This window comes from Nocardia sp. NPDC019219 (assembly GCF_040632645.1).
Taxonomy (GTDB): Bacteria; Actinomycetota; Actinomycetes; order Mycobacteriales; family Mycobacteriaceae; genus Nocardia; species Nocardia sputorum.
Map to the genome: position 1 here is coordinate 67364 of NZ_JBEYCG010000008.1, position 22539 is coordinate 89902.

Annotated in this window: 24 protein-coding genes; 20 read left to right on the forward strand and 4 right to left on the reverse strand. The window is 66.5% G+C overall.

What is annotated here, in order from left to right:
- Positions 1-357: 357 nt before the first annotated feature.
- The 5 genes from ABZ552_RS16825 (at position 358) to ABZ552_RS16845 (ending at position 5991) form a co-directional block, all read left to right on the forward strand.
- The gene (locus tag ABZ552_RS16825) at positions 358-1281 is read left to right on the forward strand and encodes a zinc-binding dehydrogenase (protein ID WP_281877678.1); all 924 of its coding nucleotides are present in this window, start codon (positions 358-360) and stop codon (positions 1279-1281) included.
- Between the two features lie 90 nt (positions 1282-1371).
- Positions 1372-2466, forward strand: a complete 1095-nt coding sequence (gene ychF / locus ABZ552_RS16830; RefSeq protein ID WP_281877679.1) for a redox-regulated ATPase YchF — start codon at positions 1372-1374, stop codon at positions 2464-2466.
- Positions 2467-2803: 337 nt separating this feature from the next.
- The gene (locus ABZ552_RS16835; RefSeq protein ID WP_281877680.1) at positions 2804-4315 is read left to right on the forward strand and encodes a hypothetical protein; all 1512 of its coding nucleotides are present in this window, start codon (positions 2804-2806) and stop codon (positions 4313-4315) included.
- A gap of 330 nt (positions 4316-4645) precedes the next feature.
- Entirely contained in the window at positions 4646-5446 is an 801-nt protein-coding gene (locus ABZ552_RS16840; RefSeq protein ID WP_281877681.1) for a hypothetical protein, read from the forward strand.
- Entirely contained in the window at positions 5443-5991 is a 549-nt protein-coding gene (locus ABZ552_RS16845; RefSeq protein ID WP_281877682.1) for an HD domain-containing protein, read from the forward strand. Before ABZ552_RS16840 ends, ABZ552_RS16845 begins: the two co-directional genes overlap by 4 nt.
- Here ABZ552_RS16845 and ABZ552_RS16850 read toward each other — a convergent pair.
- Both ABZ552_RS16850 and ABZ552_RS16855 read right to left on the reverse strand, forming a co-directional pair.
- A complete protein-coding gene (locus ABZ552_RS16850; RefSeq protein WP_281877683.1) occupies positions 5984-6454 on the reverse strand; it encodes an NUDIX domain-containing protein in 471 nt (156 codons plus the stop codon). The genes ABZ552_RS16845 and ABZ552_RS16850 overlap by 8 nt on opposite strands.
- Positions 6451-7206, reverse strand: coding sequence for an XRE family transcriptional regulator (locus ABZ552_RS16855; RefSeq protein WP_281877684.1), 756 nt, complete (start codon positions 7204-7206; stop codon positions 6451-6453). The genes ABZ552_RS16850 and ABZ552_RS16855 overlap by 4 nt, the downstream gene beginning before the upstream one ends.
- A 231-nt stretch (positions 7207-7437) precedes the next feature.
- On the opposite strand from ABZ552_RS16855, the gene ABZ552_RS16860 reads away from it, so the two are divergent.
- The 3 genes from ABZ552_RS16860 (at position 7438) to ABZ552_RS16870 (ending at position 9408) form a co-directional block, all read left to right on the forward strand.
- Entirely contained in the window at positions 7438-7689 is a 252-nt protein-coding gene (locus ABZ552_RS16860; protein ID WP_281877685.1) for a hypothetical protein, read from the forward strand.
- Positions 7690-7778: 89 nt separating this feature from the next.
- On the forward strand, positions 7779-8024 hold the full coding sequence (locus tag ABZ552_RS16865; protein WP_281877686.1) for a hypothetical protein: 246 nt from the start codon (positions 7779-7781) through the stop codon (positions 8022-8024).
- A gap of 181 nt (positions 8025-8205) precedes the next feature.
- Entirely contained in the window at positions 8206-9408 is a 1203-nt protein-coding gene (locus ABZ552_RS16870) for a glycoside hydrolase family 76 protein (protein WP_281877687.1), read from the forward strand.
- A gap of 26 nt (positions 9409-9434) precedes the next feature.
- Here ABZ552_RS16870 and ABZ552_RS16875 read toward each other — a convergent pair whose 3' ends face one another.
- Positions 9435-10652 carry an erythromycin esterase family protein gene (locus ABZ552_RS16875; protein ID WP_281877688.1) on the reverse strand — a complete coding sequence of 406 codons (1218 nt, stop codon included), beginning with the start codon at positions 10650-10652 and terminating at the stop codon, positions 9435-9437.
- A gap of 113 nt (positions 10653-10765) precedes the next feature.
- Between ABZ552_RS16875 and ABZ552_RS16880 the strand changes: the two genes are divergently transcribed.
- From ABZ552_RS16880 to ABZ552_RS16935, 12 genes are all read left to right on the forward strand, one after another.
- Entirely contained in the window at positions 10766-11464 is a 699-nt protein-coding gene (locus tag ABZ552_RS16880; protein WP_281880759.1) for a MerR family transcriptional regulator, read from the forward strand.
- Between the two features lie 385 nt (positions 11465-11849).
- The gene (locus ABZ552_RS16885) at positions 11850-12893 is read left to right on the forward strand and encodes a transglycosylase SLT domain-containing protein (RefSeq protein WP_281877689.1); all 1044 of its coding nucleotides are present in this window, start codon (positions 11850-11852) and stop codon (positions 12891-12893) included.
- 243 nt (positions 12894-13136) lie between these two features.
- Entirely contained in the window at positions 13137-14759 is a 1623-nt protein-coding gene (locus ABZ552_RS16890; protein WP_281877690.1) for a hypothetical protein, read from the forward strand.
- A gap of 132 nt (positions 14760-14891) precedes the next feature.
- On the forward strand, positions 14892-16286 hold the full coding sequence (locus tag ABZ552_RS16895) for a sigma 54-interacting transcriptional regulator (RefSeq protein WP_281877691.1): 1395 nt from the start codon (positions 14892-14894) through the stop codon (positions 16284-16286).
- A 25-nt stretch (positions 16287-16311) separates the two neighbouring features.
- Positions 16312-18261 carry a VWA domain-containing protein gene (locus tag ABZ552_RS16900; protein ID WP_281877692.1) on the forward strand — a complete coding sequence of 650 codons (1950 nt, stop codon included), beginning with the start codon at positions 16312-16314 and terminating at the stop codon, positions 18259-18261.
- 176 nt (positions 18262-18437) lie between these two features.
- Positions 18438-18659, forward strand: coding sequence for a hypothetical protein (locus ABZ552_RS16905; RefSeq protein ID WP_281877693.1), 222 nt, complete (start codon positions 18438-18440; stop codon positions 18657-18659).
- A gap of 491 nt (positions 18660-19150) precedes the next feature.
- Positions 19151-19486, forward strand: a complete 336-nt coding sequence (locus tag ABZ552_RS16910) for a hypothetical protein (protein WP_281877695.1) — start codon at positions 19151-19153, stop codon at positions 19484-19486.
- Positions 19476-20306, forward strand: coding sequence for a hypothetical protein (locus ABZ552_RS16915; RefSeq protein ID WP_281877697.1), 831 nt, complete (start codon positions 19476-19478; stop codon positions 20304-20306). Before ABZ552_RS16910 ends, ABZ552_RS16915 begins: the two co-directional genes overlap by 11 nt.
- A complete protein-coding gene (locus ABZ552_RS16920; RefSeq protein WP_281877698.1) occupies positions 20303-20779 on the forward strand; it encodes a roadblock/LC7 domain-containing protein in 477 nt (158 codons plus the stop codon). Before ABZ552_RS16915 ends, ABZ552_RS16920 begins: the two co-directional genes overlap by 4 nt.
- Positions 20780-20790: 11 nt before the next feature.
- A complete protein-coding gene (locus ABZ552_RS16925) occupies positions 20791-21162 on the forward strand; it encodes a hypothetical protein (protein WP_281877699.1) in 372 nt (123 codons plus the stop codon).
- An 81-nt stretch (positions 21163-21243) separates the two neighbouring features.
- Positions 21244-21828: an NAD(P)H-dependent oxidoreductase gene (locus ABZ552_RS16930; protein ID WP_281877701.1), complete on the forward strand. Its 585-nt coding sequence runs from the start codon at positions 21244-21246 to the stop codon at positions 21826-21828.
- 176 nt (positions 21829-22004) lie between these two features.
- Entirely contained in the window at positions 22005-22223 is a 219-nt protein-coding gene (locus tag ABZ552_RS16935) for a hypothetical protein (RefSeq protein WP_281877703.1), read from the forward strand.
- Between the two features lie 3 nt (positions 22224-22226).
- Here the strand turns inward: ABZ552_RS16935 and ABZ552_RS16940 are convergent, their stop codons facing one another.
- Positions 22227-22532 (reverse strand): hypothetical protein, encoded by a 306-nt coding sequence (locus ABZ552_RS16940; protein WP_281877705.1) that lies wholly within the window; start codon positions 22530-22532, stop codon positions 22227-22229.
- Positions 22533-22539 lie beyond the last annotated feature (7 nt).

The window sequence follows — 22539 nt, forward strand, 5'->3', positions numbered from 1 at the left end:
CGACGTTGACGTGCTTGCGGACCGCCGATTCGTCCGCGGCCGTGTCGAGCAGGCATGCGGCCAAGTCGTCGCGGGTGATGCGGATGCCGAACAGCTCCTTCGCGCTGACGCGGGATCAGTCGTGACCGGCTCCGACGCGCGCAGCGCCCGTCGCAGGCACCACCGGCCTCGGATCGACTCGCGCTCTTCGGTGGGGTGCCCGGTCGAGGTCGTTCCGCTGACTCGGACATGTATGGCACCGGCTTACTCGAAGGCTCTCCACCGGTTCCGGCCGCCGGTGAGATCTACCACTACAGCGTGTAGTGGACTGTGCTCACCGGTTACCGTTGCGCCTCCTAACGATTTCTGGAGGTGTTGATGCGGCGGGTGCAGTACGAGCGCAGCGGTGGTCCCGAGGTGCTCGAGCTCGTCTCGGTCGAGGTTCCGACGCCAGGGCCGGGGGAGCTGCTGGTCCGTGTGGAGGCGGTCGGGGTGACCCTGCCGGTGGTGCGGAAGGTGCGTGAGCAGCGCGAACCGATCGCCCTGGGTGGCGAAGTCGCGGGCGAGGTAGTGGCGGTGGGAGAGGGCGTCGAGCATTACGCGCCCGGGTACCGGGTGACCGGCCTCGTGTTCGGACACGGCTATGCCGACTACGCGCTGCTGTCGGCGGCCATGGCCTCGCCCATCCCCGACGGAGCGTCGGCCGTCGACGCGGTCGCGCTTGTGCGCAGCGGCCTGGTGGCGCTCGGCGCGCTCGATGCCGCGGCTCCGCGGGAAGGCGAGGCCGCCTTGATCACCGCCGCCGCGAGCGGCGTCGGTCATCTCGCGGTCCAGCTCGCACGGGTGCGCGGCGCGGCACGAGTGGTCGGCGCGGTGTCGGATCTCGCCAAAGCGGAGTTCGTCCAGGAGCTCGGCGCAGACGACGTGGTCGAGTACGGCCAGGAGTCCTGGGGCGCTCCGGTCGACTACGTGCTCGACGCGGTCGGCGGCGACCTCCTCACGCCCGCGCTCGCGGCGCTGGCCCCCGGCGGACGCTTGGTCGCCTACAGCTCGGGCGGCGGCACCATCCAGGCATACGACCTGCTGGTCGGCGCGAAATCCGTCATCGGCTTCCAAATGGCCCGCATCGCGCGAAACCAGCCCGACGTGTACGAACACTGGCGCCAAGAGCTCTGGCAGTACTTCGCCTCCGGTCAACTACGCCCCGCCGTACACGCCCAATACCCCCTCGAGGAAGCGGCCACCGCCCACGCCGCCATCGAAGCCCATGCCAACCTCGGCAAAGTCGTCCTCATCCCCTGACCAGCCGCGCGAGTGGCACATGGCTGCGGCAAACGTCGAGAAGACCTCTCCACCATGTGCCACTCGCGGGACGCGTAGACTCTGTTCCTCGTGAGTCTCACCCTCGGAATTGTTGGCCTGCCGAACGTCGGGAAGTCGACGCTGTTCAACGCGTTGACCAAGAACGACGTGCTCGCCGCGAACTACCCGTTCGCGACGATCGAGCCGAACGTCGGCGTGGTTCCGCTGCCCGACCCGCGGCTGAACAAGCTGGCCGAGATCTTCTCCTCCGAGCGGATCGTGCCCGCCACCGTCTCGTTCGTCGACATCGCGGGCATCGTCAAAGGCGCCTCCGAGGGCGCGGGTCTGGGCAACAAGTTCCTCGCCAACATCCGCGAGGCCGACGCCATCTGCCAGGTGGTGCGAGTGTTCGCCGACGACGACGTGGTGCACGTCGACGGCCGCGTCGACCCCGGCGCCGACATCGAGGTGATCGAGACCGAACTCATCCTCGCCGACCTGCAGACCCTGGAGAAGGCGGTCGTGCGGTTGGAGAAGGAAGCCAAGGTCAAGAAGGACCGCAAGCCGGTCGCCGACGCGGCCAAGACCGCGCAGGAGATCCTCAACAGCGGCACCACCCTGTTCGCCGCGGCCGACAAGGTGGACACCGAGCTGCTGAAAGAACTCTCGCTGCTCACCACCAAGCCCTTCCTCTACGTCTTCAACGCCGACGAGTCGGTGCTCACCGACGAGGCGAAGGTCGCCGAGCTGAAAGCGTCCGTCGCTCCGGCCGATTCGGTCTTCCTCGACGCCAAGGTGGAAGCCGAACTCCTCGAACTCGACGAGGAATCCGCGACCGAACTCCTCGAATCCATCGGCCAGACCGAACCCGGCCTGCACGCGCTGGCCCGAGCCGGCTTCCACACTCTCGGCCTGCAGACCTACCTCACCGCGGGCCCGAAAGAGGCCCGCGCCTGGACCATCCACCAGGGCGACACCGCCCCCAAGGCCGCCGGCGTCATCCACACCGACTTCGAACGCGGCTTCATCAAGGCCGAAGTCGTCGCCTTCGACGACCTGGTCGAAGCGGGCTCCATGGCGGCCGCCAAGGCCGCGGGCAAGGTCCGCATGGAAGGCAAGGACTACGTCATGTCCGACGGCGACGTGGTCGAGTTCCGTAGCGGATTAGCGTCTGGGAAGAAGTAGTGCAGCGCGTGTATCGCTGCTGATATACACTCTGCTGAGCCCCCAGCCGTGTCCGGGTGGGGGCTCAGTCGTTTCGCCCGGCACCGCGTGATGTTTGGTTCGGTCAGCGCGGGCGGCATGAGCGGACGTTTGCATGTCGGGAGGACTCGACTCATCAATTCCGATGGTCTTGAACGCCCGAAGGTAGGCATCCCATGCGACAGATCCCGTCTCAAGACGACCGACCGACACCAACCCCGGTCGTGGCGCCTTACGCGCGCCGGACGGCGTTGGCAGTCTGGCTTCGGCCTGAGCGGGTTGTCCTGAATCGTGATCGTTCAGCTGGCACGATTGAGCGGTGACTGGAACCACGGCGCACGACGTGTTCGCGATCCCTGACGACTCCCACCATGCACGGGTCCCTTACTACCTTTGGGAGTACGCCCACGATCATGCCAATCTGGCAGAAGCTGCCGATGAGCTGCAGCGCTTTCTCGCGGACGTAGCCAACGAAGCGTCCATCACAGTTCACACGATTCAGGCGCGTGCCAAGACACTGAGCTCCTACCAAGACAAGTCCTTGAAGAAGCTTGATGACGGAACAGCGAAGTACCCTGACCCGAAGGACCCGGAGACGGGAATCCAGGACTGCATCGCCGCACGGGTGATCCTGTATACCTCGCAGGCCCGGGACGACTTTGCTGACCAAATCACCCGGCGAGCTGCAGCCGGTGACCCGTTCAACCCGGGTGACGAGAAGCACAACGGGTACGACAGCGTTCACGTCATCGTCAAGGAAGTCACCAATGACGCACTAAAGACCCGCTATAAAGCTCTCGCCAAATACCTTGAGACATATCCGGGCCTGGAGATTCAGCTTCGAAGCGTCGCAGCTCACGCCTGGGCGGAGTACGAGCACGACATCCGATACAAGTCCCCGGCATACCAGGCGTTATCGAAGAACGACCGCGAGCAAGTGGACCAGTACTTCGTCGAAGCAGGCGGCCTACGGCGGTTCATGGACGAGTTATTCGACCGGATCGACGGGCTCATGGCGAAGGAAGATGACAGCACATCTCCCGTAGACCCCGATGAACTGACCGACGAAGTCGGGTACTCCAAGGACGAACCTGGCGAAGACCACGACCTCGCCACCGATACACTTCGCAGCTTGATCGAGGAGCGTTTCCCGAAGAACGATGTCGGCGAGAACGCCTCAGTGGCAGAGCTGATCTCGAACCTCGGCCCATTAGGCGTCCGTTCAATCGGACGTCTGAAATCGACGCTCGCACAGATTGAATCCGACGACGTCTTCAGTCTCATGGAGTACCCAGTAACACCAACCGGTACGCGCCGCCTCGACGACGAACTGCTCACGGCATTTACCGAGCGCTATGTGGAGAATGCGCCTAACGATGACCGTCAACAACTCCTTAGGCTCCGGTTGCGTAAAGTCCGAGGCAAGTATGCCATCTACTCGATCCACAACGGCGAAACATTTGGGCCTGCCGTACCTGCGGCACGCGCAGTGCGGGATCTCGCCCATATGGTTGCAACCGCCCACGGCAGAGACGCGGCGCTCATTGATGGCGCAATCGCGCTCGACGCCGACGAGTTGAAAAGTTCCGCCAAACCCGGCGCTGTGCCCACACCCGACGGCGACCTCCAGGTCGCAACCAACCTCTCCCGTCCCTGGGCCGAGGAGATCCTGAAGACACTGATGGAACGTGCAACCGGGTCTGGTTGGAGTGTGACACGTGCAGGAGACGTACTGGTCGAGGCGCCCTCGGCTGTGGTTTCTGGCGAGCCAGCGACGGGTGATATACCTGCCACTGAGGTCACTGAGCCGCACCGCAAGAACGACACGTAATCGGCATGAGTGCCCACTCTTGTCCGCTATAGCCAGCATGGCAAGGTGGCTGGAGGTGCGGTCCTGAGGCCTTCCGCCGGCAGGTGGATCAGTGGGTCGTGTGCACAGGTTATTCGGCTTCGGAACGCGAGCCGACCTCCGCGCACTGCGTTTGACCTGCATCTGTTCGGCGTCAAGGCTGTCGAGTTCCGTAGCGGAGTAGCGTCTGCGAAGAAGTAGAGCCGCGGCGCGCCTGTTCACTGCGCCACCGTCGCCGCAGTTCGCCGCCATGGAACAGTTCGATCCGTCTGGGCTTCCGGACAGCTCCTGTCGGGATGCAACAATGAACAGGTGGCCAACGAGGACGCTGATCGAACTGCCGAGATCGAGCATCTGATTTCTCTCGGAAACAACGTGATTTCCTTCATTACAAATTCGGTCGAGATGCTCAACAGGACTTATTTCGCAATTAGCTTGGGAAACCAGGCCAAGACGCTTGCTTGGGCGACGTCAAGCGCTATAGCCATGATTTCCGGAGCGCCGAAGGAGTACCTAGATATCGTGCAAACGATAAAAACTTACTCCGACGACATAACCCGGCGCACCGAGGAAAATTCCGAATGGCTGGATATTCCACCAGAAGGTTTTCCGCTTCTTCATGCAACGCAGCTGATTGGTGTATGGGGCGCGCTCGAAAGCTTCATCGGCGATGTATTCAAAGCATCGCTCAGGTATCGACCCGAGCTTCTCGCGGGCAAGGATTTCGAGAAGGTTAGCCTGCCTGTGGGCCTAATCGCTAAGGGAACTGACGAGCTGTACTCGACAATCTACCAGCGGGTGCTTCCTCCGGGCAGCGGCCAAATCGGGAAGCTGGAGGGTGTTTTGAATATGGTTGGTCTAGGCGGACCGATTGACGCTGGTCTTAAAAAAAATCTGCATAGCGCCCATCAGATTCGAAACCTTTGGGCTCATAACGCGGGAGAGGTAGATGCGCATTTTATAGAGCAATGCCCCCATCTGGATTATGAAATAGGAGATATCGTCGAAATTTCCGTCAGGCGCTACGAGGAATTAAATCAAGCAATAATCAACTACGTCTCGTTGATTTTGGATCGGATCTATAATCGCGGATTTGATACGGTCGCATCATGACTGACGTGGGGACAGCCGAATGGGCTGAGAAGTTAGCGCGGAAGCACCTAGCGTCCCTAACGCTGAGGCTCGCCCATGTCGAGGGTGTGGTTCGGCAGGCTGAACGTGCCTCACGGGTGGTCGACGATCCAATATTGCTGGTCGCCGCTGCATGGCTCCACGATATCGGCTACGCGCCAAATATCAGGCGTACGGGTTTCCATCCCGTCGACGGTGCTGAGTTCCTGCATCAGATCGGTGTCGATGACCGGCTCTGCGGCTTGGTTGCGAATCATTCCTGCGCATGTGTGGAGGCTCGGCGTCGCGGGGTTCGTATCGTGTGGCCCGACGAGCAGTCCGCGTTGCGGGATGCGCTGTGGTGGGCGGATATGACTACCACACCAATGGGAGATGTGACCGGAGTTCGTGAACGGATTGCCGAGGTGCAGGAGCGGTATGGTCCCGAGCACGTTGTGACGCAGTCGGTCGCAGAGGCCGCGCCGGTTCTGTTTGGGGCGGTCAATCGGACAGAAGGCCGACTGGAGCACTCATCGCCGCTCAGGTGAAGTACGGAACTGCCGTCTCCTCCAGGCCTTTGCATATCCTGAGCCAGATGGACGGATGGATATCCCGGTCGTGCAGCTCTGCCGGAGTTACCCACTCGACCGCTGCTGACTCCTCGCTCGTCCGTGGTGTGCCGCTGATCGGATGGGCGCGAAAACAAATGGAGAACTCTTGGCGGACCTCACCGTCGTCGTAGGCGATGACGTGATCAGGGTCTGAGAAGATGCCGATTAGCTCAGTGACCATGACGTCGATACCTGTCTCCTCGCGCACCTCCCGCACGACTGCTTGTGCCACAGTTTCACCTGCCTCGAGGCCACCGCCAGGGATCGAATACTTGCCATTGTCGGTGCGACGAATGAGCAGTATCCGGCCTTCGTCGTCCTGGACGAGCGCGCTCACCGCCACTTTGATGCTGTTCGCGGGCGGCGCGGTCGGATCGTGGAAGTAATCGGTCCGGCTCATGCGTGGCTCCCAAAGTCGGCTTCGTAACTCTGCGTCCAGACCTGTTCGAAACTAGTTGTGTACGTCTCGAAAAGGTCGGCGGCTGGCAGCAGCTTCAGGTGCATTGCCGGGGCGTACGCGCCCGGCTGCCCGTACACGTGCATGTTGACGATCATCTCGTTGTCAAACCTGAAAATCGAGTTGTAGAGCGTGGTCCGGTGGTAGCGGATTTCGACACCATCGATCGCCGACAGTGGTTCGATGAGGGCCAAGGCGTTGCGGATCCTCGCTGGCACGGTCCCGGCGGCAAGCCGTTCTTCGGTGCTTCGCTTGGTCGCTTCGTCCTCGTCGGGATCGCCGAACAGCAGGCGCACTTTCAGGCCCTCGCGGGTCTTCTGCCGGATTGTCCTTGCGAAGGATGGTTCTTCCGCGAGGAACAGGCCCGCCAGGACGAGAACGTCGACTCGTTCTTTCGCTTGTGAGAGCAGGCGCGTCCACAAGTCGAGGGGGATCGAGTTTCGGTGCGGATACAGCTTGATCACTTCTGAGTGCGCCATCTCGGTCCGGCGCTCCGCGGGCAGCGCGTCCGGCCAGAGATAGTTCTCCGTCTCGCGCACCATCGACGCGACCTTATGGCGGTGGCGGGGATAAGGTGTGCGGCCCTTCGTGATCCATCGCTCGACGGTCTTCTCATCGACGCCGGTCGCTACCGCGACCTCTGCGAGATCCAAACCGTTGCGGAGCAGCGCTTCTCGGAGCCGGTCGTTCGGCATCGCGACCCCCTTTGGGACGACTAGGGACGTCTTAACGGTACATGAGACGTTCTCGCGACGTCCACCGCTGGGGTCGTCAGCTGCTGATTACGTCGATCGATCTCCGGAAAAGTGGCGAACTGCATCGCATTTACCTGCTTTTCATTGCAGTGAATGACCTTGTTGCACAAGTCGTTCGGTGAACTCAGCGGGTCTTGTGCAGCTGACCGAAGTCAACGGGAGGGAACACGGATGGTGGAACAGAGAGTCGGCTTGTCGCGAGTTGCCCGACCGCGAATCACGGTCAGCATGTGCGGCGCGGCATACGCGCGCGGTGTGACCGGCCCGATCGAGCAGGTCATGTGCCTGCTCTGCCAGCGGATGGTGCCGGTGATCGGCGGGCGGATCGGTGAGCACCGGACGGATGGGCCGGATACGTGCGCATGGACCGGAGTCGAGGTCATCGATGACCGGCCTGCCGACCTGCGGGGCGGTGTGCGATGACGCCGACCGGCCGTCCTCGGGCGATCGGGTTCTTACGGACGGACATCGCGGGTTCGCATCAGAAATGGTTGGAGACGACGATGCGTAGCTTGGCCAAGCGGCTCGGCTACGACCTGTGCAAAACAATTGCGCTGTCGGCGAAGACGGAGGACCCGGTCGGCTTATTGCTCGATCAGATCGAGCGCACTGGGGCGGAAGCGGTCATCGTGCCGGGGCGCGCCCATCTGGACGGTCACATCGAGCGGGTGATGCGGCGGGCCGATGTCGTCTTCGATGTCGACGACGTGGAGGCTCGATGGCCGATTACGGCTGTGATCGATAGGTGGTGTCCTTGACCTCGATTCTTCGCCGCGCTACCTGGAGCGCCGATGCCCGAGCTCGGGCAGCAGGAGGCATGCCCGGCAGGTGACTCCTGCAACCGGTCGACGCCGCGCCGTAGCGGTCGTCGCGGGATAGGATCTAGTTGCACGGTTTCCCGCCCGAGTAACAGTCGTTCAGTAAAGGGAGTCCGAGCGGATGGATCGCCGGAACAAGGGGATCAGCCGGCGTGTGCTGTTGACGGCCGGAGCCTCGATCGCAGTCACCGCGATGGCGCCGCCGACGCAGGCGGTGCCGATCACACGGAAGATCTCCGCCGGGCCCGAGGAGCCCGGGAAGCGGGCGGACCTGGCCGAACAGGCGATCGTGCGGCGGCATCTGCGCACGCTGTGGGGTCAGCCGCACATGCGGCTGGGCACGCTCGTCTGGCCTGCGTCGGTGCTGGATCAGTCGTTCCTGCGATGGTGTTACTGGTGGCAAGCCCACCTGCTGGACTGTGCGGTGGACGCCGCGTACCGCGCCCGCACCCCCGCACGCATAGATCGGGTCGTCGCCCTCGCGCGCGGTATCCGGACACGCAACCTCACCGGCTGGACCAACCGGTACTACGACGATATGTCGTGGCTGGCGCTGGCGCTCGAACGCGCCGACCGGCTGCTCGGTGTCCGGTTCGGCGACGCTGTCGGCGAGCTGCGAGCCGGCTTGATCGATGGCTGGAACCCGGTCGTCGGCGCGGTGCCGTGGCGGTCCGGCGACGAGTACTACAACACCCCCGCGATCGGTCCGACGGGTATCGCTCTGGCGCGGTTGGGCGAGCTGTCCCGCGCCCGGCGACTTGCCGATTTCCTGTACACCCGATTGCGTGACGCCGGCAGCGGCCTGATCCTCGACGGTCTGCACGAACCCGGCGGACGGGTGGACCGGACCGTCCACACCTACTGCCAGGGCGTGGCCATCGGGCTGGAAACCGAGCTGGCGGTGCGCACGAATGAATCGACCCATCACCGGCGCGTGGCCGCCCTCGTCGCCGCGGCGGGGGACGGGCTCACGAACGCAGGGGTGATCGCCGCGGCCTCCGGGGACGACTCCGGGCTGTTCATGGGCATCCTCGCCCGATATCTCGCGGAGGCCGCGCTGGCTTTGGGTGACACCACCGCCGCGGATATCGTGCACGCTTCCGCGCGGGCGGCCTGGAAGCACCGCGCCGAAGTGGACGGGTTACCGCTGTTCGGGATCGACTGGTCCCGCCCGGTCGCGGTGCCGGAGCATCCGGGGACCTTCCCGCAGCTCACGCCCTCCTCCGCCGTTTCACCGGCGAACTCGAGCCGCGATCTCTCGGTACAGCTGAGCGGGTGGATGTTGCTCGAAGCGGATCACCAGCTCGGCGCCGCCGGACACTGAGCCCGCAGCGGCGGGAGACCGCCCTGTTACCAGTACTGATGCTGTTTTCCGTCGGTGTCGGCGATGAAGATGACCGCGTCGGCGCCCTCCAGGTCTGCCGGCTCGAGCGGGATGTGACCGCGCACGATCGGTGTGCTGGTGCCGATCGACGGAGGAAGCGCGGCGCGCAGGGCCGGTGCCGGGAACAGGGCGCGGCGGGTGGTCGCCTCGGCCAAGACGCGCTGGAGAGTGTCCGGATCGCTGTCGGGGCTGGCGTCAGTCGCCAGGAACATGTAGCGGTCGCCGAGGGTAAGCCCGACGAGTGCGCCTGCGCCGCACCAGTTCACCTCGTCCTCGCCGACCGACATGTCGGACCGCGCACGTTGCAGATGCGTGTTGTGCGCGAACACCAGGGTGGGCCCGCGTCGCCGCTCCTGGGCGACGATCGCGAGCAGGTTGTCGGCCATCATCTCGGCGCGCAGGCTGAGCAAGGTCGCGATGCGGTCGGGTGCTTGACTCGCCATCGCCGCGTGATAGCGCAGCAGCCCCATGGCGGTGCGCGCGTGAGCGGCGGCCTGGTCGTAGCCGGTCGGGTCCGCCAGACGCAGGCGCGGCGCCGCGCGGCGCAGCGCACTGGCGACGTCGTCGGCGACGATGCGCAGGGCGCGAGCGCGGTCGGAGTCGCCGACGGACGCTGCCGGGTCGAACATGGCCGCCTGGTTCGTCCAGTCCGCGTCCTCGCCGAGCAGCGCGTCGAGGTCGCGGGCCGAGGCGGGCCGCAGCGGCTCGGGGAGGTAGTCGATGGCCGAGGACAGCGCGTATCGCGGACTCGGCGCACCGGAGTACTCCACCGGCGCGTCGAAGCCGTAGAAGCGAACCCGATCCCGCGGCGCGCGGCCGGCATTGTGCGCGCGGAGCCATTCGACGAGTTCGCGGTTGCCCGGCACGGCGCCGAACCCGTGGCTGAATCCGGTCGCGAGCACCGTGTCGATCTGCGCCGGTGCCCCCGCCACGTAGTCGTCGACAATCGACGCGGCGAATACGTCCGTCTCCAGCGCGATCGAACGGTACCCCCGTTCGACGAGATGACGGAGGATTTCGTTGCGCAGCAACGGGAAAGCCTCGATCCCGTGGGTCGGCTCACCGAGGGCGAGCAGCGCAGGCGGCTCCGTCCGTGTGGCGAGCAGTTCATCGAGGGCACGGCCGAGGCTCGCCGGGTCGTCGAGTTGGCGGCCGATGGCACGCGGTGATGCGGCAGTGGACATGAAGATCCCTTCCCGAAAGGCACTGCCCTCGACAGTATCGTTGAACATTCGAGTGAAACTTTTGCGATTACTACCTGCAACCAAGAGAGCAAAGCCTCAATCGGAGGTGCAAGCTGCGGCCCATCGACCTCGCCCGGGAACACGGATTGTCCGCACAGGCGATCCGCAACTATGACGACGCAGGAATCCTCCCGCCGACCGAGCGCAGCGAGACCGGTTACCGGCGCTATACGCCCCTGCACGCACAGGCCCTACGCGCCTTTCTCGCGTTGCGCGGTGGCCACGGGCACCAGCGGGCGATGGAAATCATGCGCGCGGCCAACCGGGGCGACCTCGAGTCCGCCTACCGGCTCATCGACGCCGCGCACGTGGAGCTGCTCGCCGAGCGCGACACCCGCACCGAGGTCGCAACCGCCTTGGCCGGCCTGTCCACCGCGATGCCGGCCCCTGTTCACGGTGGACCGCTGACCGTAGGGGAACTCGCGCGCCGACTCGGCGTGCATCCAGCGACATTGCGCACCTGGGAGACTCAGGGCATTCTGCGCCCCGAGCGCGAACGGGCAACGGGTTACCGCCGATACGGGCCGGATTGCGTACGCGACGCGGAGATCGCACGACAGTTGCGCCGGGGTGGCTACCTGCTGTCCCAGGTCGCGCAGTTCATCGCGTCGCTGCGCGAGGCGGGCGGGGCGGAGGCGTTGAGCGCCTTCCTCGACGTCTGGCAGGACCGGCTGACCGCCCGCAGCCGCAACCTGCTCGCCGGAGCGGCCCAGCTCGATACCTACCTCACCATGCTCGATCAGCGGAAGTAACCGGCGACGCAGGCTGCCGGTGCGCGGCTCGTCACGGATGGGTATTCGGGTCAACCGATATACAGGCTGGCGAATCGGCATATCGGCGGTCGATTCCGAATATTCCGTCGAGTATTGGCCGCAGGCAATTCCTCACGTCTGATCATCGGCAGCCGATCCGTGTCATCGGCGACGAAAAAGGTTGGCGGGAGGCTGCAAGGCCGCGCTCTGGCATGACCGGCGTCGGCCGAGGGTGCCCTCCCAATGTCGGGAATGGGCGATTCTCCGTTGCGCGATACTCGGTGGTGTCGTAGTGGCAGGCCGCGCGTGGCCTGATGAGGGTTGTCAGGCGTGAGGTGATGATGTTGTTCGCAGATCCGCGGCCGGCCCGGGTGGGGGTGCTGCGATGAGTCCCGAGCGCTGGGTGGTGAAGCTCGACCCGCCCGCCGGCGTGCGTCCCGGCTTTCCGGAGTTCCTCGCGGCTGTGCAGGAGGGTATTCAGACCTCCGCGGATCTGTTGGCGACAGGTACGCCGTCGCAGGCTCCGGATCTGCTGAAGCTGCTGCGCGACGAGAAGTTGATCACCGGCGACGAGGACAAGTCCGCCATGGCCGAGGGCTACTCCGGCCGGGTGCGCGAGTTCGACAACCTCAAGGCCGAGATTCACAAGCAGGACGCCAGCGTCGACTTTTCCGCCTACGGCACCTACGACATCTCCAGCGGCGCTTTCGCGGCTGTCAAACAGCATGTCGAAGATCTACAGGAAGCCCTGCGCAACGTTCCGAAGCCGAGTCCGGGTAAAGAATTCATCGACCTGGATCTCCAGACGAGGCTGGAGAACACCGTGCTGAGGACGGTGGACAAGGTGAACGACGAGATCGAGAAAGCGAACGACAAGGTTCAGACTCACGCGAACACCATCAACGGCTCCGCTCCGACGTACACCCCGACGTCCGCGGGTAGCAGCCCTATGCCGAGCAACTACGTGCCGAGCAACTACATGCAGCGCAGCTATTCACCCGGCCCGGGGTTCGTCCCCGCCGCGACGACCGCCGATTACGCCCGCTACCAGGGCAACGTCTCGGTCGACGCCGCCATCGAGGGCGCGCTGGACGCGCTCGGCATCACCGATCCGGTGGCCCGCGAGTACTGGAAGCGCGGCTACCAGGTCCTGATCGAACGGGAATCCAACGGAAACCCCAACGCCGTCAACAACTGGGACAGCAACGCCGCCGCCGGGCGGGCGTCCAGGGGACTTACCCAGACCATTCCCGGCACCTTCCAGGCCTATCACGTGGCGGGAACATCCAGCAACATCCACGATCCGGTGGCCAACGTCGCCGCCAGTATGAACTATGTCATGGAACGGTACGGCGTCTCCCGCGACGGCCACGACCTGCAAGCGAAGGTTCAGCAGGCGGATCCCAACCGTTCGCCGAAAGGCTACTGAGCGCGGAACGCCGGCCGCTGGTCCGCGTCGTGTCCGAGTTCTGTCCTGGGTGGTTCCTCCCGATGTCCGCCGGTGTACTCCGTTCGGTCTCGTTTGCTCGTCGGGTCGAACGGAATTCGATGACGGGTTATCTTTTCGGTCTCAGCCGGGTCGGTCGTCCGGTTCGGCGGAAGTGGTCGACGGCCGGGGCAGCTATGGCGCGCTGCGTCTGGAACACTCGATCGTCGGAAAGGTTCTTTGCTGATGTTCCGTCGTTTCACGACCCACGCGCCCACTGGGGTGCCGCCGGTGGATGATCTGGTGGCCGGTGCGCTGCCGGACCGGGTGCAGATCGCGCATGAGCGGTTGGCCCACCAGGACGATCCGGCACTGCTGGAAGCATTGTCGGAGCGTGAGCTCGCCGCCTCCCGCGAGTTGGCCGAGCTGGTGCGCGATTACGAACGCCACGAGAAGCGGGCGCGGATCCAGGCGGCCGCCGACGCCGCCGAGCGGGTGCGGCGCACAGCCGCCGAGCTGGCCGAACGCGAAGCCGCCGACCTGCTACGGGCCGCGCAGGCGATCGGCGAACAACGCCACAGCAGCAGCCCGCACGCGAAAGTAGCTCGGCTGCATCAGCGCAAGCCGCGGGTGCTGGGGCTGCTCGCCGGTGTTGTCGCGTTCTCGATGCTGTTCTCCGCGGTCACCGTGCAGCAGAACATCGCGCCGACCGGCGGTGCGACCAACCCGATGTTCTGGCTGTCCTACGGCCTGGAAGCCCTGATCAGCGCGGTGCTCGTCGCGCTGATGCTGTCGACAGGGGATACCGCCGAGTGGGGTGTGATCGATCGGCTGTGGCAGGTCTACACCGTCGAGGGCGTCTTGTTGACGGCGAGTATCGCGCTGAACACGTTCCCGTACTTCCGGACAGGCGACATGGCCGGAATCGGAATCCACGCGATCGCGCCGATCATGATCGGCGTCGCGCTCGTCACCCATCGGCTCGTCGCCGAGCGGTACGGGCGCGCGATCGAGCAAGCGACCGCCGCCGTGCCCGACCACGAAGATCTCCAGGAACGACTGGCGGCGCTCACGCAGGTCGGCGGGGCCGGGAACCAGATCCTGCCGAGCATCCTCATGGAGCCGGCGGCGCCCGCACGCCGCGCCGACGAACCGGCCGCGACCGAACCGCCCGCACCGGCGCAGCAGGGCGCGGATGTGGCGGGGCAGGCCGCTGCGCAGGACGACAACAGCGCCGCGGTTGCCGGGCAGCCCGCCGGGGCCGCGATCGCGATGTCTGTTCCGGCTCCGGAGCTCACGGAGTTGTGGTTGGCGACGACGCCACTGCCCGTGATCGAGCGGCCCTCCGAGCCGGGTGCGCAACCCGCTGCCGGAGACAACGCTGACGAGGCCGTTCTCGACGCGCGGTTGGCGGCGGCGGTGCGGCAGACCCTCTACCGGATTCGATTCAGCAAGCAGCCGGAGCCGGGCGAGCAGCCGGTGCCGGGCACCCCCGTTTCCGCGCCCGAATCCGATGCTCCCGAAGTCGCCGAGGCGTCCGCCGAGCACGGCGCACGCGAGGCCGCCGAGGCGCTTCCCGAGGCGAACGGGGCGGACCAGGTCATGGCGCATGGTGCCGATGGGCCGCAGGTCACGGGCCCGGAGCTCGCCGCTGCGCCCCACGAACCGGATGTCCGCACGCTGGAGCCGATCGATGCGGGCATGGCCCAGCATTACGTGCCCGGCACGGGCGGCGACGAGCGCCCGGCGCGGATGCAACAGGTCGCACCGGTCGGTGCCGCGGGTATGTCGCCGATCGGGCACGAACCCGACGACGCCGACGCGACCACACCGCGTGCGGCGGCCCAACCGCAGCTCACCGTTCGCTGATTCGAGCGCGTCACTGTTCGGCGCTGCGCGTGACCGCATCGGCCTCGGTGCGGCGCTTCGGCTACGGCGCTTCGCTTTGGGCGTAGTGCTTTCCGGTCGACCCGATGGCGGAATGGACGTAGCGTCGAATTCGTGAAAGTTCCCGCACACCTGCCCACCACCGCGGGCGAGCTGCGTTCGGCCGGCTACCTGCCGCGTGGGGTGAAGACCGAGATCCGCGAGAACCTGCTCGCGCTGCTGAGTTCCGGCGGCGACCCGTGGCCCGGGATCGTCGGTTTCGACCGGACGGTCGTGCCGCAGCTGGAACGCGCGCTGCTCGCGGGGCACGACGTCGTGCTGCTCGGCGAACGCGGACAGGGCAAGACCCGGCTGCTGCGTTCCCTGGTCGGCCTGCTGGACGAATGGACGCCCGTCATCGCAGGCGCCGAACTGGGCGAACATCCGCTCGACCCGATCAGCCCGGCCGGCAGGCGGCTGGCCGCCGAACTCGGCGACGACCTGCCCGTCGCGTGGCGGCACCGGTCGGAGCGGTACGCCGAGAAGCTCGCCACGCCCGACACCTCCGTCGGCGACCTGATCGGTGACGTCGACCCGGTCAAGGTGGCCGAAGGGCGCAGTCTCGGTGATCCCGAGACCATCCACTTCGGGCTCGTCCCGCGCGCGCATCGCGGCATCGTGGCGATCAACGAACTGCCCGACCTGGCCGAACGCATCCAGGTCGCCCTGCTGAATGTCATGGAGGAGCGCGATATCCAGGTCCGCGGCTACCTGTTGCGGCTGCCGCTGGATGTGTTGCTCGTCGCCACCGCCAACCCGGAGGACTACACCAACCGCGGCCGGATCATCACGCCGCTGAAGGACCGGTTCGGCGCGGAGATCCGCACCCACTACCCGCTCAGCATCGAGGCCGAGGTGGCGCTGGTGCGCCAGGAGGCCGAGCTGGTGGCCGAGGTGGGCGATCCGCTGATCGAGGTGCTCGCTCGGTTCGTCCGGCAACTGCGCGAGTCGTCCGCGATCGACCAGCGCTCGGGGGTGTCGGCGCGCTTCGCCGTCGCCGCGGCCGAGACGGTGGCGGCGGCGGCCTTGCGCAGGTCCGCGGTCACCGGGGAGAGTCCCGCCGTGGCGCGGCCCGTCGACCTCGAATCCGTGCCCGCGGTGTTGCGCGGCAAGCTGGAGTTCGAGTCCGGTGAGGAGGGCCGGGAGCAGGAACATCTCACGCACCTGCTGCGTCGCTCGTTCTCCGAGACCGCGCGGGCGCTGCTCGGCGGCCTGAACCTGCGGCCGCTGGCGGAGGCGGTCGGCGACGGGCATCTGGTCACCACCGGTGAACGCGTGCCCGGCGCGGAAGTCCTCTCGGCACTGCCGGAACTGCCCGTGCTGCACGAAGTGGCCGCACGGCTCGGCGTGGACGCGGCCGACCCGCCGCCCCGGATCGCCTCTGCCGTCGAGTTCGCCTTGGAGGCGCTGTACCTGGCCCGGCAGATCGCGAAGGATTCCGACGACGGTCTGGCGGTGTACGGCCGATGAGCGCCGCTGTTCCCGGCAGGGCATCGTGACGACCCCCGACCGCTACTCCTACGGCCCCTATCACGACGGGCCCGATCCCTTGGCGCCCCCGCTCGACCTGCGGGAAGCGCTGGACAGCATCGGCCGTGACGTGATGGAGGGCAGTTCGCCGCGCAACGCTCTGCAAGAGCTGTTGCGACGCGGCACCCGCTCCATGCCGGGGCTGGAGGAGCTGACTCGCCGGTTGTGGCAGCGTCGCGCGGAGATCGCCCGCACCCACCGGCTCGACGGCACGTTGCAGCAGGTCCGCGAATTGCTGGAAGAGGCATTGGAGGCCGAGCGCGGCGCTCTGTTCCCCGACCCCTCCGACGACGCCAGGTTCGCCGAGGCGCAGCTGGACGCACTGCCGTCGAGCACGGCCGCCGCCGTCACCGAGCTCGCCGAGTACGCCTGGCGCTCGGAGACCGGCCGCGAGAACTACCGGAAGATTCGTGATCTGCTCGGCCGCGAGTTGCTGGAATCGCGCTTCCAGGGCATGAAACAAGCCTTGCGGAACACCACTGCGCAGGACGTCGAGCGGGTCCGGCGGATGATGTCCGACCTGAACGACCTGCTCGCCGCCCACGCCAGGGGCGAGAACACCGAGCAGCGCTTCGCCGGGTTCATGGCCGAGCACGGCGAATTCTTCCCGGAGAACCCGCGCGACACCGAGGAATTGATCGACGCGCTCGCCGCTCGTGCCGCCGCCGCGCAACGCATGATGAATTCGATGTCCGAGCAGCAGCGCGCGGAGCTGTCGGAGCTGATCGGCCAGGCGTTCGGCGATCCGGGCATCGCCCAGCAAGTCGCCGCGCTGGACGCGAACCTGCGCGCGCTGCGTCCCGGCGAGGACTGGAACTCCCGGCAGAGGTTCCGCGGTGAGGATCCGCTCGGGCTCGGCGAAGGCGCGCAAGCCCTGCAGGACCTCGCCGAACTCGACGCGCTCGCGGAACAACTCGGCCAGTCCTATGCCGGCGCCCGGCTGGAGGACATCGACCTGGACGCATTGGCGCGCCATCTCGGCGCGGACGCGCGCGTGGACGCGGCTCGCCTGGCCGAACTGGAGCGCGAATTACGTAGACAGGGCGTCTTCGAACGGGGCCAGGACGGCTCACTGCGGTTGACGCCCAAGGCTTTGCGGCGGCTCGGTGAGACGGCGTTGCGAGACATCGTCGGGCGCTTGCGATCCCGGCGCGGTGAACGGGATACGGCCATGGCCGGTGCGGCGGGCGAGCCGACGGGCGGCTCCCGCGCCTGGCGATTCGGCGACACCGAACCGTGGGACGTGTCGCGGACCGTGCGCAACGCCGTGCTGCGGTCGGCGTCGGCGGGGGATCGCCGGGTGCGGCTGGACGTCGCCGATGTCGAGATCATGGAGACCGAGCAGCGGTCCAGGGCCGCGGTGGCGCTGTGCGTGGACACGTCTTGGTCGATGGTGCAAGACGGCAGGTGGGTGCCGATGAAGCGCACCGCCCTCGCGCTGCACCACTTGATCGGTACCCGGTTCCGCTCCGACGCGCTGAGCGTGATCACCTTCGGCAGGCACGCGACGACCGTCGGCATCGGTGAACTGACCGCGCTGGAAGGCGTCTGGGAGCAGGGCACCAACCTGCATCACGCGCTGCTGCTCGCGGCGGGGCACCTGCGCAGGCATCCGGACGCGGTGCCGGTCGTACTCGTCGTCACCGACGGTGAGCCGACCGCCCACTTGGAGCCGGACGGGGAGACGTACTTCAACTGGCCGCCGGCGCAGCGCACGCTGGCCGTCACGATGGCCCAGGTCGACGCCTTGGCCAAGCTGGGCGCGTCGGTGACGGTCTTCATGCTCGGCGAGGACCCGCGACTGGCCGCGTTCGTCGACCTGATGGCCCGCCGCAGCGGCGGCCGCGTGGTGGCGCCCGATCTGGACGGTCTCGGCGCCGCCGTGGTGAGCGACTACCTGCGCGGCCGGGGCTGAACGCCGGGGCCGTAAAGACGTCCGACGGCGCGGCCGGTCGGCCCTACACTGAGCGTGTGGTTTTTCGTCGGCTCGTCGCAGTGTCCTTGTTCGCCTTGGTGACTCCGCTGGGCGTGGCTGCCTGCACGGCGGAAGGTCCCGGTTCGAAAACCGATTGCGCCGTTAGCGGCTGCACGGTGACCTTCGCCCGGGGCGTGGACGCGAAAGCGAGCATCCTGGGTATCGAAGCGAAACTGATTTCGGTGAACGGCAATCTGGTCACGCTGTCGGTGGGCGGTCAAGAAGTCACGGTCCCGGTGGGGGAGACCCGGTCCGCCGACGGGAGCACCGTCACGGTGCAGGAGGTGACCGGCGACAAGGTCGTGGTCAAGATCTCCACCGGCCTCACCGGCGGCTGATTTTCGTCATCCGGTGCCGCATCCACCGGCGCGGCTTCGCTCCGGTCCGGTAATTGCTGCGAGATCACTGCCGCCCGTGCGGATCTCGCGAATCTCGTGTGTCCTCGTGCACCGCGCACGGCGGAAAAGTCCGTGCGGTGGTGCCGTTCCCGCGACACACGTGCGTGCGTGCGCAGTCGCAGGAGTGTCGCGAAAGTGGCACGGGAGCACTCGAGCGGCCGTATCGAGGATTTATTGTGGCATTCTCGGGGTGTCGGCAACGGAAACCGAAGGGTATTGAATACCAGCAGGTTTGAATACCGGAAGGTATTTATTTCGCGCTGCCAGGGAGAATCATTTTTACCGGAAATTTCTCCCCGATTTGCTGTACACCGCACCGTGCCCGTGTGTAGCGTCTGGAACCCGTAAACCCCTCCCATGACAAGTGGTGGCGCGTGATCGGTATCGACGGCTGTCTGAAACGCATCATGGATATTCCGGGTGCGCGCAGTGTGACGTTGGTGGATGGTGCGAGCGGTCTGGCGATCGCCGCGGACGGCAGGCACGAAGTGGTGGACGAGCACGAAGATGCCGCCGCCACAACGGATGTCGTGCGCGCGGTGCTGGCCTGCCCGGCCTTGTCCAGCGGCGGCGACGGTGACGACGTCACCGAGATCATCGTCTGCGGGACCCGCGGATATCACCTGCTGAACCTGGTGAACGGCGACTTCGACGGGCGGCTTTTCGTGCATGTGCTGTTCGACGAGGACGCCGGAAATCTCGCGATGGCGCGATTCCAGCTGCACGCAATTCTCGACGAATTGGCCGAGGACGCGCATGAGTCCTGAACTCGCGGTCGAATTGCGGCGGCTGGAGAAGGAAGGAAGTACGGGCGTGCTGCGCGCGGGCGACGGTGCGTTTCATCTCGCCGAAGGCGCGATCGTCTCCGCCGACTGCCGCCGCACGACGGGGCTGGACCGGCTGGTCGTCGAGGCGGGCGTGGCGACCGCGGAGGACTGGCGGCGCGCCGATGCGGGGGATCCCGGTCGTGTGCTGGGGCGGCCAAGGCTGGAGACCCTGGCCATGCTGTCGGTTTTCGATGCCGCCTACTTCCTGCTGGCCTCGCCAGCCGTCCCGGAGTTCCGCCCGGCCCCGCCGCACTGGCTGGCCCCGGTCTGCCACATCACGCCCCGGGTGCTCGTGCAGGAGTGTGCGCGGCGCGGCGATCCCGAGTCCGGGCCGTGGCCCGCCGATCTGGTCGATCGCGTCCCGGTGGTGCCGGTCCGCCGGGTGCGGCGCAGACGTCTGGTACTCACCGGCGGGCAGGCCGAAGTGCTGGCCGCCGCCGACGCCCGGCGCAGTGTCGCGGGGATCGGCCGCGAACTCGGCCGCACCACCTACGGATGTCTGGTGGCGGTGCGGGATTTGACCGCGGCGGGGCTGATCGAGCCACCCGCCGCGGCGTCGGTTCCCGTGGCGGCCCGGTCGTCCGCGCTCGCGTCGCTGGTCGCCGAACCCCCGGCGGTCGCGCCCGTGACCGCCGCGCCGGGCCGGCTTCCCAGGCGCCGGGGCAGGCACTCGGCCCCGCCGGCCCCCGCCGGACGTTTGGAGCCGCCGGACCGGGACCTGCTCGTCCGCCTGCAAGCGGCTTTGGAGGAGCTCGCGTGACCGCGCGGAAGAAACTGCTCGGCGATTTGATGGGAAGGTTGACAAAGGTGGGGATGTCCGGACCCGAACCGAACGCGGCGGTGCTCACGGAGTTGAAGGCACTGCGCGATCGCGTCCCGCGGCTCACCGGCGCGCTCGTGGCCTCCAACGACGGGCTGCTCGTCGCCCACGATCTACCCCCGCAGATCGAGCCCAACGGGATGGCCGCCATGGCCGCCTCGCAACTGTCGCTGTCCCATCGGCTGGCCACCACCGCGCACGGCGGCGGGTTCAGCGAAGTGGTGGTGCACGGCACCGGAGGGCACGTGGTCATCTACGCGGCGGGCTGGACCTCACTGACCGTCCTGGCCGCACCCGAGGTGAACATCGGCCGGCTGCATTTGGAATCCCGTCCGGCGGCCCGTGCGATCGCCGATTTGCTGACGCCGGTGACAACCGACGCAGAGAGCCGACAGGCAGCGAAAACCCACTGAAAGGAACACATATGTCCAATATGGATCTGGCCCTCAAAGACATGATGGTGATCGACGGCGCGATCGGCGCCGCCGTGGTCGACTACAACAGCGGCATGGCGCTGGGCATGCTCGGCAGTTCCAAGTCGCTGGACCTCCAGGTCGCGGGGGCGGGCAACACCGAGGTGGTGCGCGCGAAGATGCGGACCATGGACCAGCTGGGGCTCAAGGAGGACATCGAGGACATCCTCATCACGTTGTCAGGGCAGTACCACATCATCCGGCCGATGACCGGCCGCAAGTCCAAGGGGCTGTTCCTCTACCTCGCGTTGGACCGGGGACGAGCGAATCTGGCGATGGCCCGGCACCGCCTGCGGGGGATCGAAGAGGACCTGGAGGTCTGATCGTGCGCGAGCCGATTTGACCTGAACTATGGTTCACGTTCGACGCTGATTCCGTACCGAAAAGCGTCGAAGGGAATTCCCATGCCTGACCACCCGATCCAGCTCGCCGTGATCGTCGGCAGCACCCGCGCCGGTCGCTTCGGCCCGACCGTCGCCGAGTGGTTCGCCGCACATGCCGACCGGCGCGGCGACGTCACCGTCGACGTCGTCGATCTGGCCGAAACGCCCCTGCCGGATCGTCTTTCCCACCGTCCCGAGCCCGAGGGGGCGCGGGCGCTGGCAGCCGTCGGCCCCCGGCTGGCCGCGGCGGACGCCTTCGTCGTGGTGACACCCGAGTACAACCACAGTTATCCGGCGGCGGTCAAGAACGCCATCGACTGGCACTACACCGAATGGCGGGCGAAGCCGGTCGGTTTCGTCTCCTACGGCGGCATCTCGGGCGGGTTGCGTGCCGTGGAGCACCTCAGGCACGTCTTCGCCGAACTGCACGCGGTGACCGTGCGTGACACGGTGAGCTTCCACGACGCGGCCAGGCAGTTCGATGCCGCGGGACAGCCGACGGACCCGGAGATGCCCGCTGTCGCGGCCGACAAACTGCTCGGCCAGTTGGTCTGGTGGGGCCGCGCCCTGCGGTCGGCCCGCGCCGAGTATCCCTATACCGCATAGCGCTTCCGGGCCTGCCGTGCCGACGGCCTCTACGCACGACGGCGCCGGACGGCCGAGTCGATGGGCTCGGCCGTCCGGTGGGCCGGATCTGCGCACCGGGGCATGCGCAAGGGCCGCATTCTGCGGTTTCGTCGTGGCATCCGGCGTACGCTGTGCGGCGACGAAAGGACTCCACGATGCGAACAATGCTCGCGGCGTTGGTGATCGCCGGTTCGTTCATGGCAGCGGGGACGACGATCGCGCAAGCGAATCCGCCGTCGCAGCCGCCTACTCCGCTGTGCCTGGTGGTGGGCGGCGCCATTTGGGTGGTGCGTAACAGCATCGACCCGTACGGCCTGTCACAGGATCCGCTCGCGGTCGCGTTGCGGAACGCGCATCGGCAGGTCTGCGGCTAGCGGCTACGTCAAGCTCCGCCAGCGTTGCTTGCCCCACTCGCGCGACGCAGGGCTGACGATCAGTACCGGCAGGAGCAGGACGAGTCCGATCAGGGTCAGGTAGACCACGACTTCGCCCACGATCTGGACGACGGTGGGGAGTGCGAAGGGAACGGCCAGCACTCCAAGGGCAATCGCCAGCCAATAGGCGCCCGCCTGGGCTGCGGTGACCGCGGCGAAAGCGATGCCGCCCGCGAGAAGTAAACCGGCCAGTGCGACAAGATAATTGTTCCACCACGCGGTGTTCGTCGCACGATGTGGCTCTCGCATGCGGCGA

Excerpts from the sequence above, each read along its gene's own strand:
- ABZ552_RS16845 (WP_281877682.1), top strand. The coding sequence starts at position 5,443 with ATGACTGACGTGGGGACAGCCGAATGGGCTGAGAAGTTAGCGCGGAAG.
- ABZ552_RS16925 (WP_281877699.1), top strand. The coding sequence starts at position 20,791 with ATGTCCAATATGGATCTGGCCCTCAAAGACATGATGGTGATCGACGGC.
- ABZ552_RS16870 (WP_281877687.1), top strand. The coding sequence starts at position 8,206 with ATGGATCGCCGGAACAAGGGGATCAGCCGGCGTGTGCTGTTGACGGCC.
- ABZ552_RS16850 (WP_281877683.1), bottom strand. The coding sequence starts at position 6,454 with ATGAGCCGGACCGATTACTTCCACGATCCGACCGCGCCGCCCGCGAAC.
- ABZ552_RS16855 (WP_281877684.1), bottom strand. The coding sequence starts at position 7,206 with ATGCCGAACGACCGGCTCCGAGAAGCGCTGCTCCGCAACGGTTTGGAT.
- ABZ552_RS16890 (WP_281877690.1), top strand. The coding sequence starts at position 13,137 with ATGTTCCGTCGTTTCACGACCCACGCGCCCACTGGGGTGCCGCCGGTG.
- ABZ552_RS16885 (WP_281877689.1), top strand. The coding sequence starts at position 11,850 with ATGAGTCCCGAGCGCTGGGTGGTGAAGCTCGACCCGCCCGCCGGCGTG.
- ABZ552_RS16935 (WP_281877703.1), top strand. The coding sequence starts at position 22,005 with ATGCGAACAATGCTCGCGGCGTTGGTGATCGCCGGTTCGTTCATGGCA.
- ABZ552_RS16875 (WP_281877688.1), bottom strand. The coding sequence starts at position 10,652 with ATGTCCACTGCCGCATCACCGCGTGCCATCGGCCGCCAACTCGACGAC.
- ABZ552_RS16915 (WP_281877697.1), top strand. The coding sequence starts at position 19,476 with ATGAGTCCTGAACTCGCGGTCGAATTGCGGCGGCTGGAGAAGGAAGGA.
- ABZ552_RS16930 (WP_281877701.1), top strand. The coding sequence starts at position 21,244 with ATGCCTGACCACCCGATCCAGCTCGCCGTGATCGTCGGCAGCACCCGC.
- ABZ552_RS16940 (WP_281877705.1), bottom strand. The coding sequence starts at position 22,532 with ATGCGAGAGCCACATCGTGCGACGAACACCGCGTGGTGGAACAATTAT.
- ABZ552_RS16860 (WP_281877685.1), top strand. The coding sequence starts at position 7,438 with ATGGTGGAACAGAGAGTCGGCTTGTCGCGAGTTGCCCGACCGCGAATC.
- ABZ552_RS16825 (WP_281877678.1), top strand. The coding sequence starts at position 358 with ATGCGGCGGGTGCAGTACGAGCGCAGCGGTGGTCCCGAGGTGCTCGAG.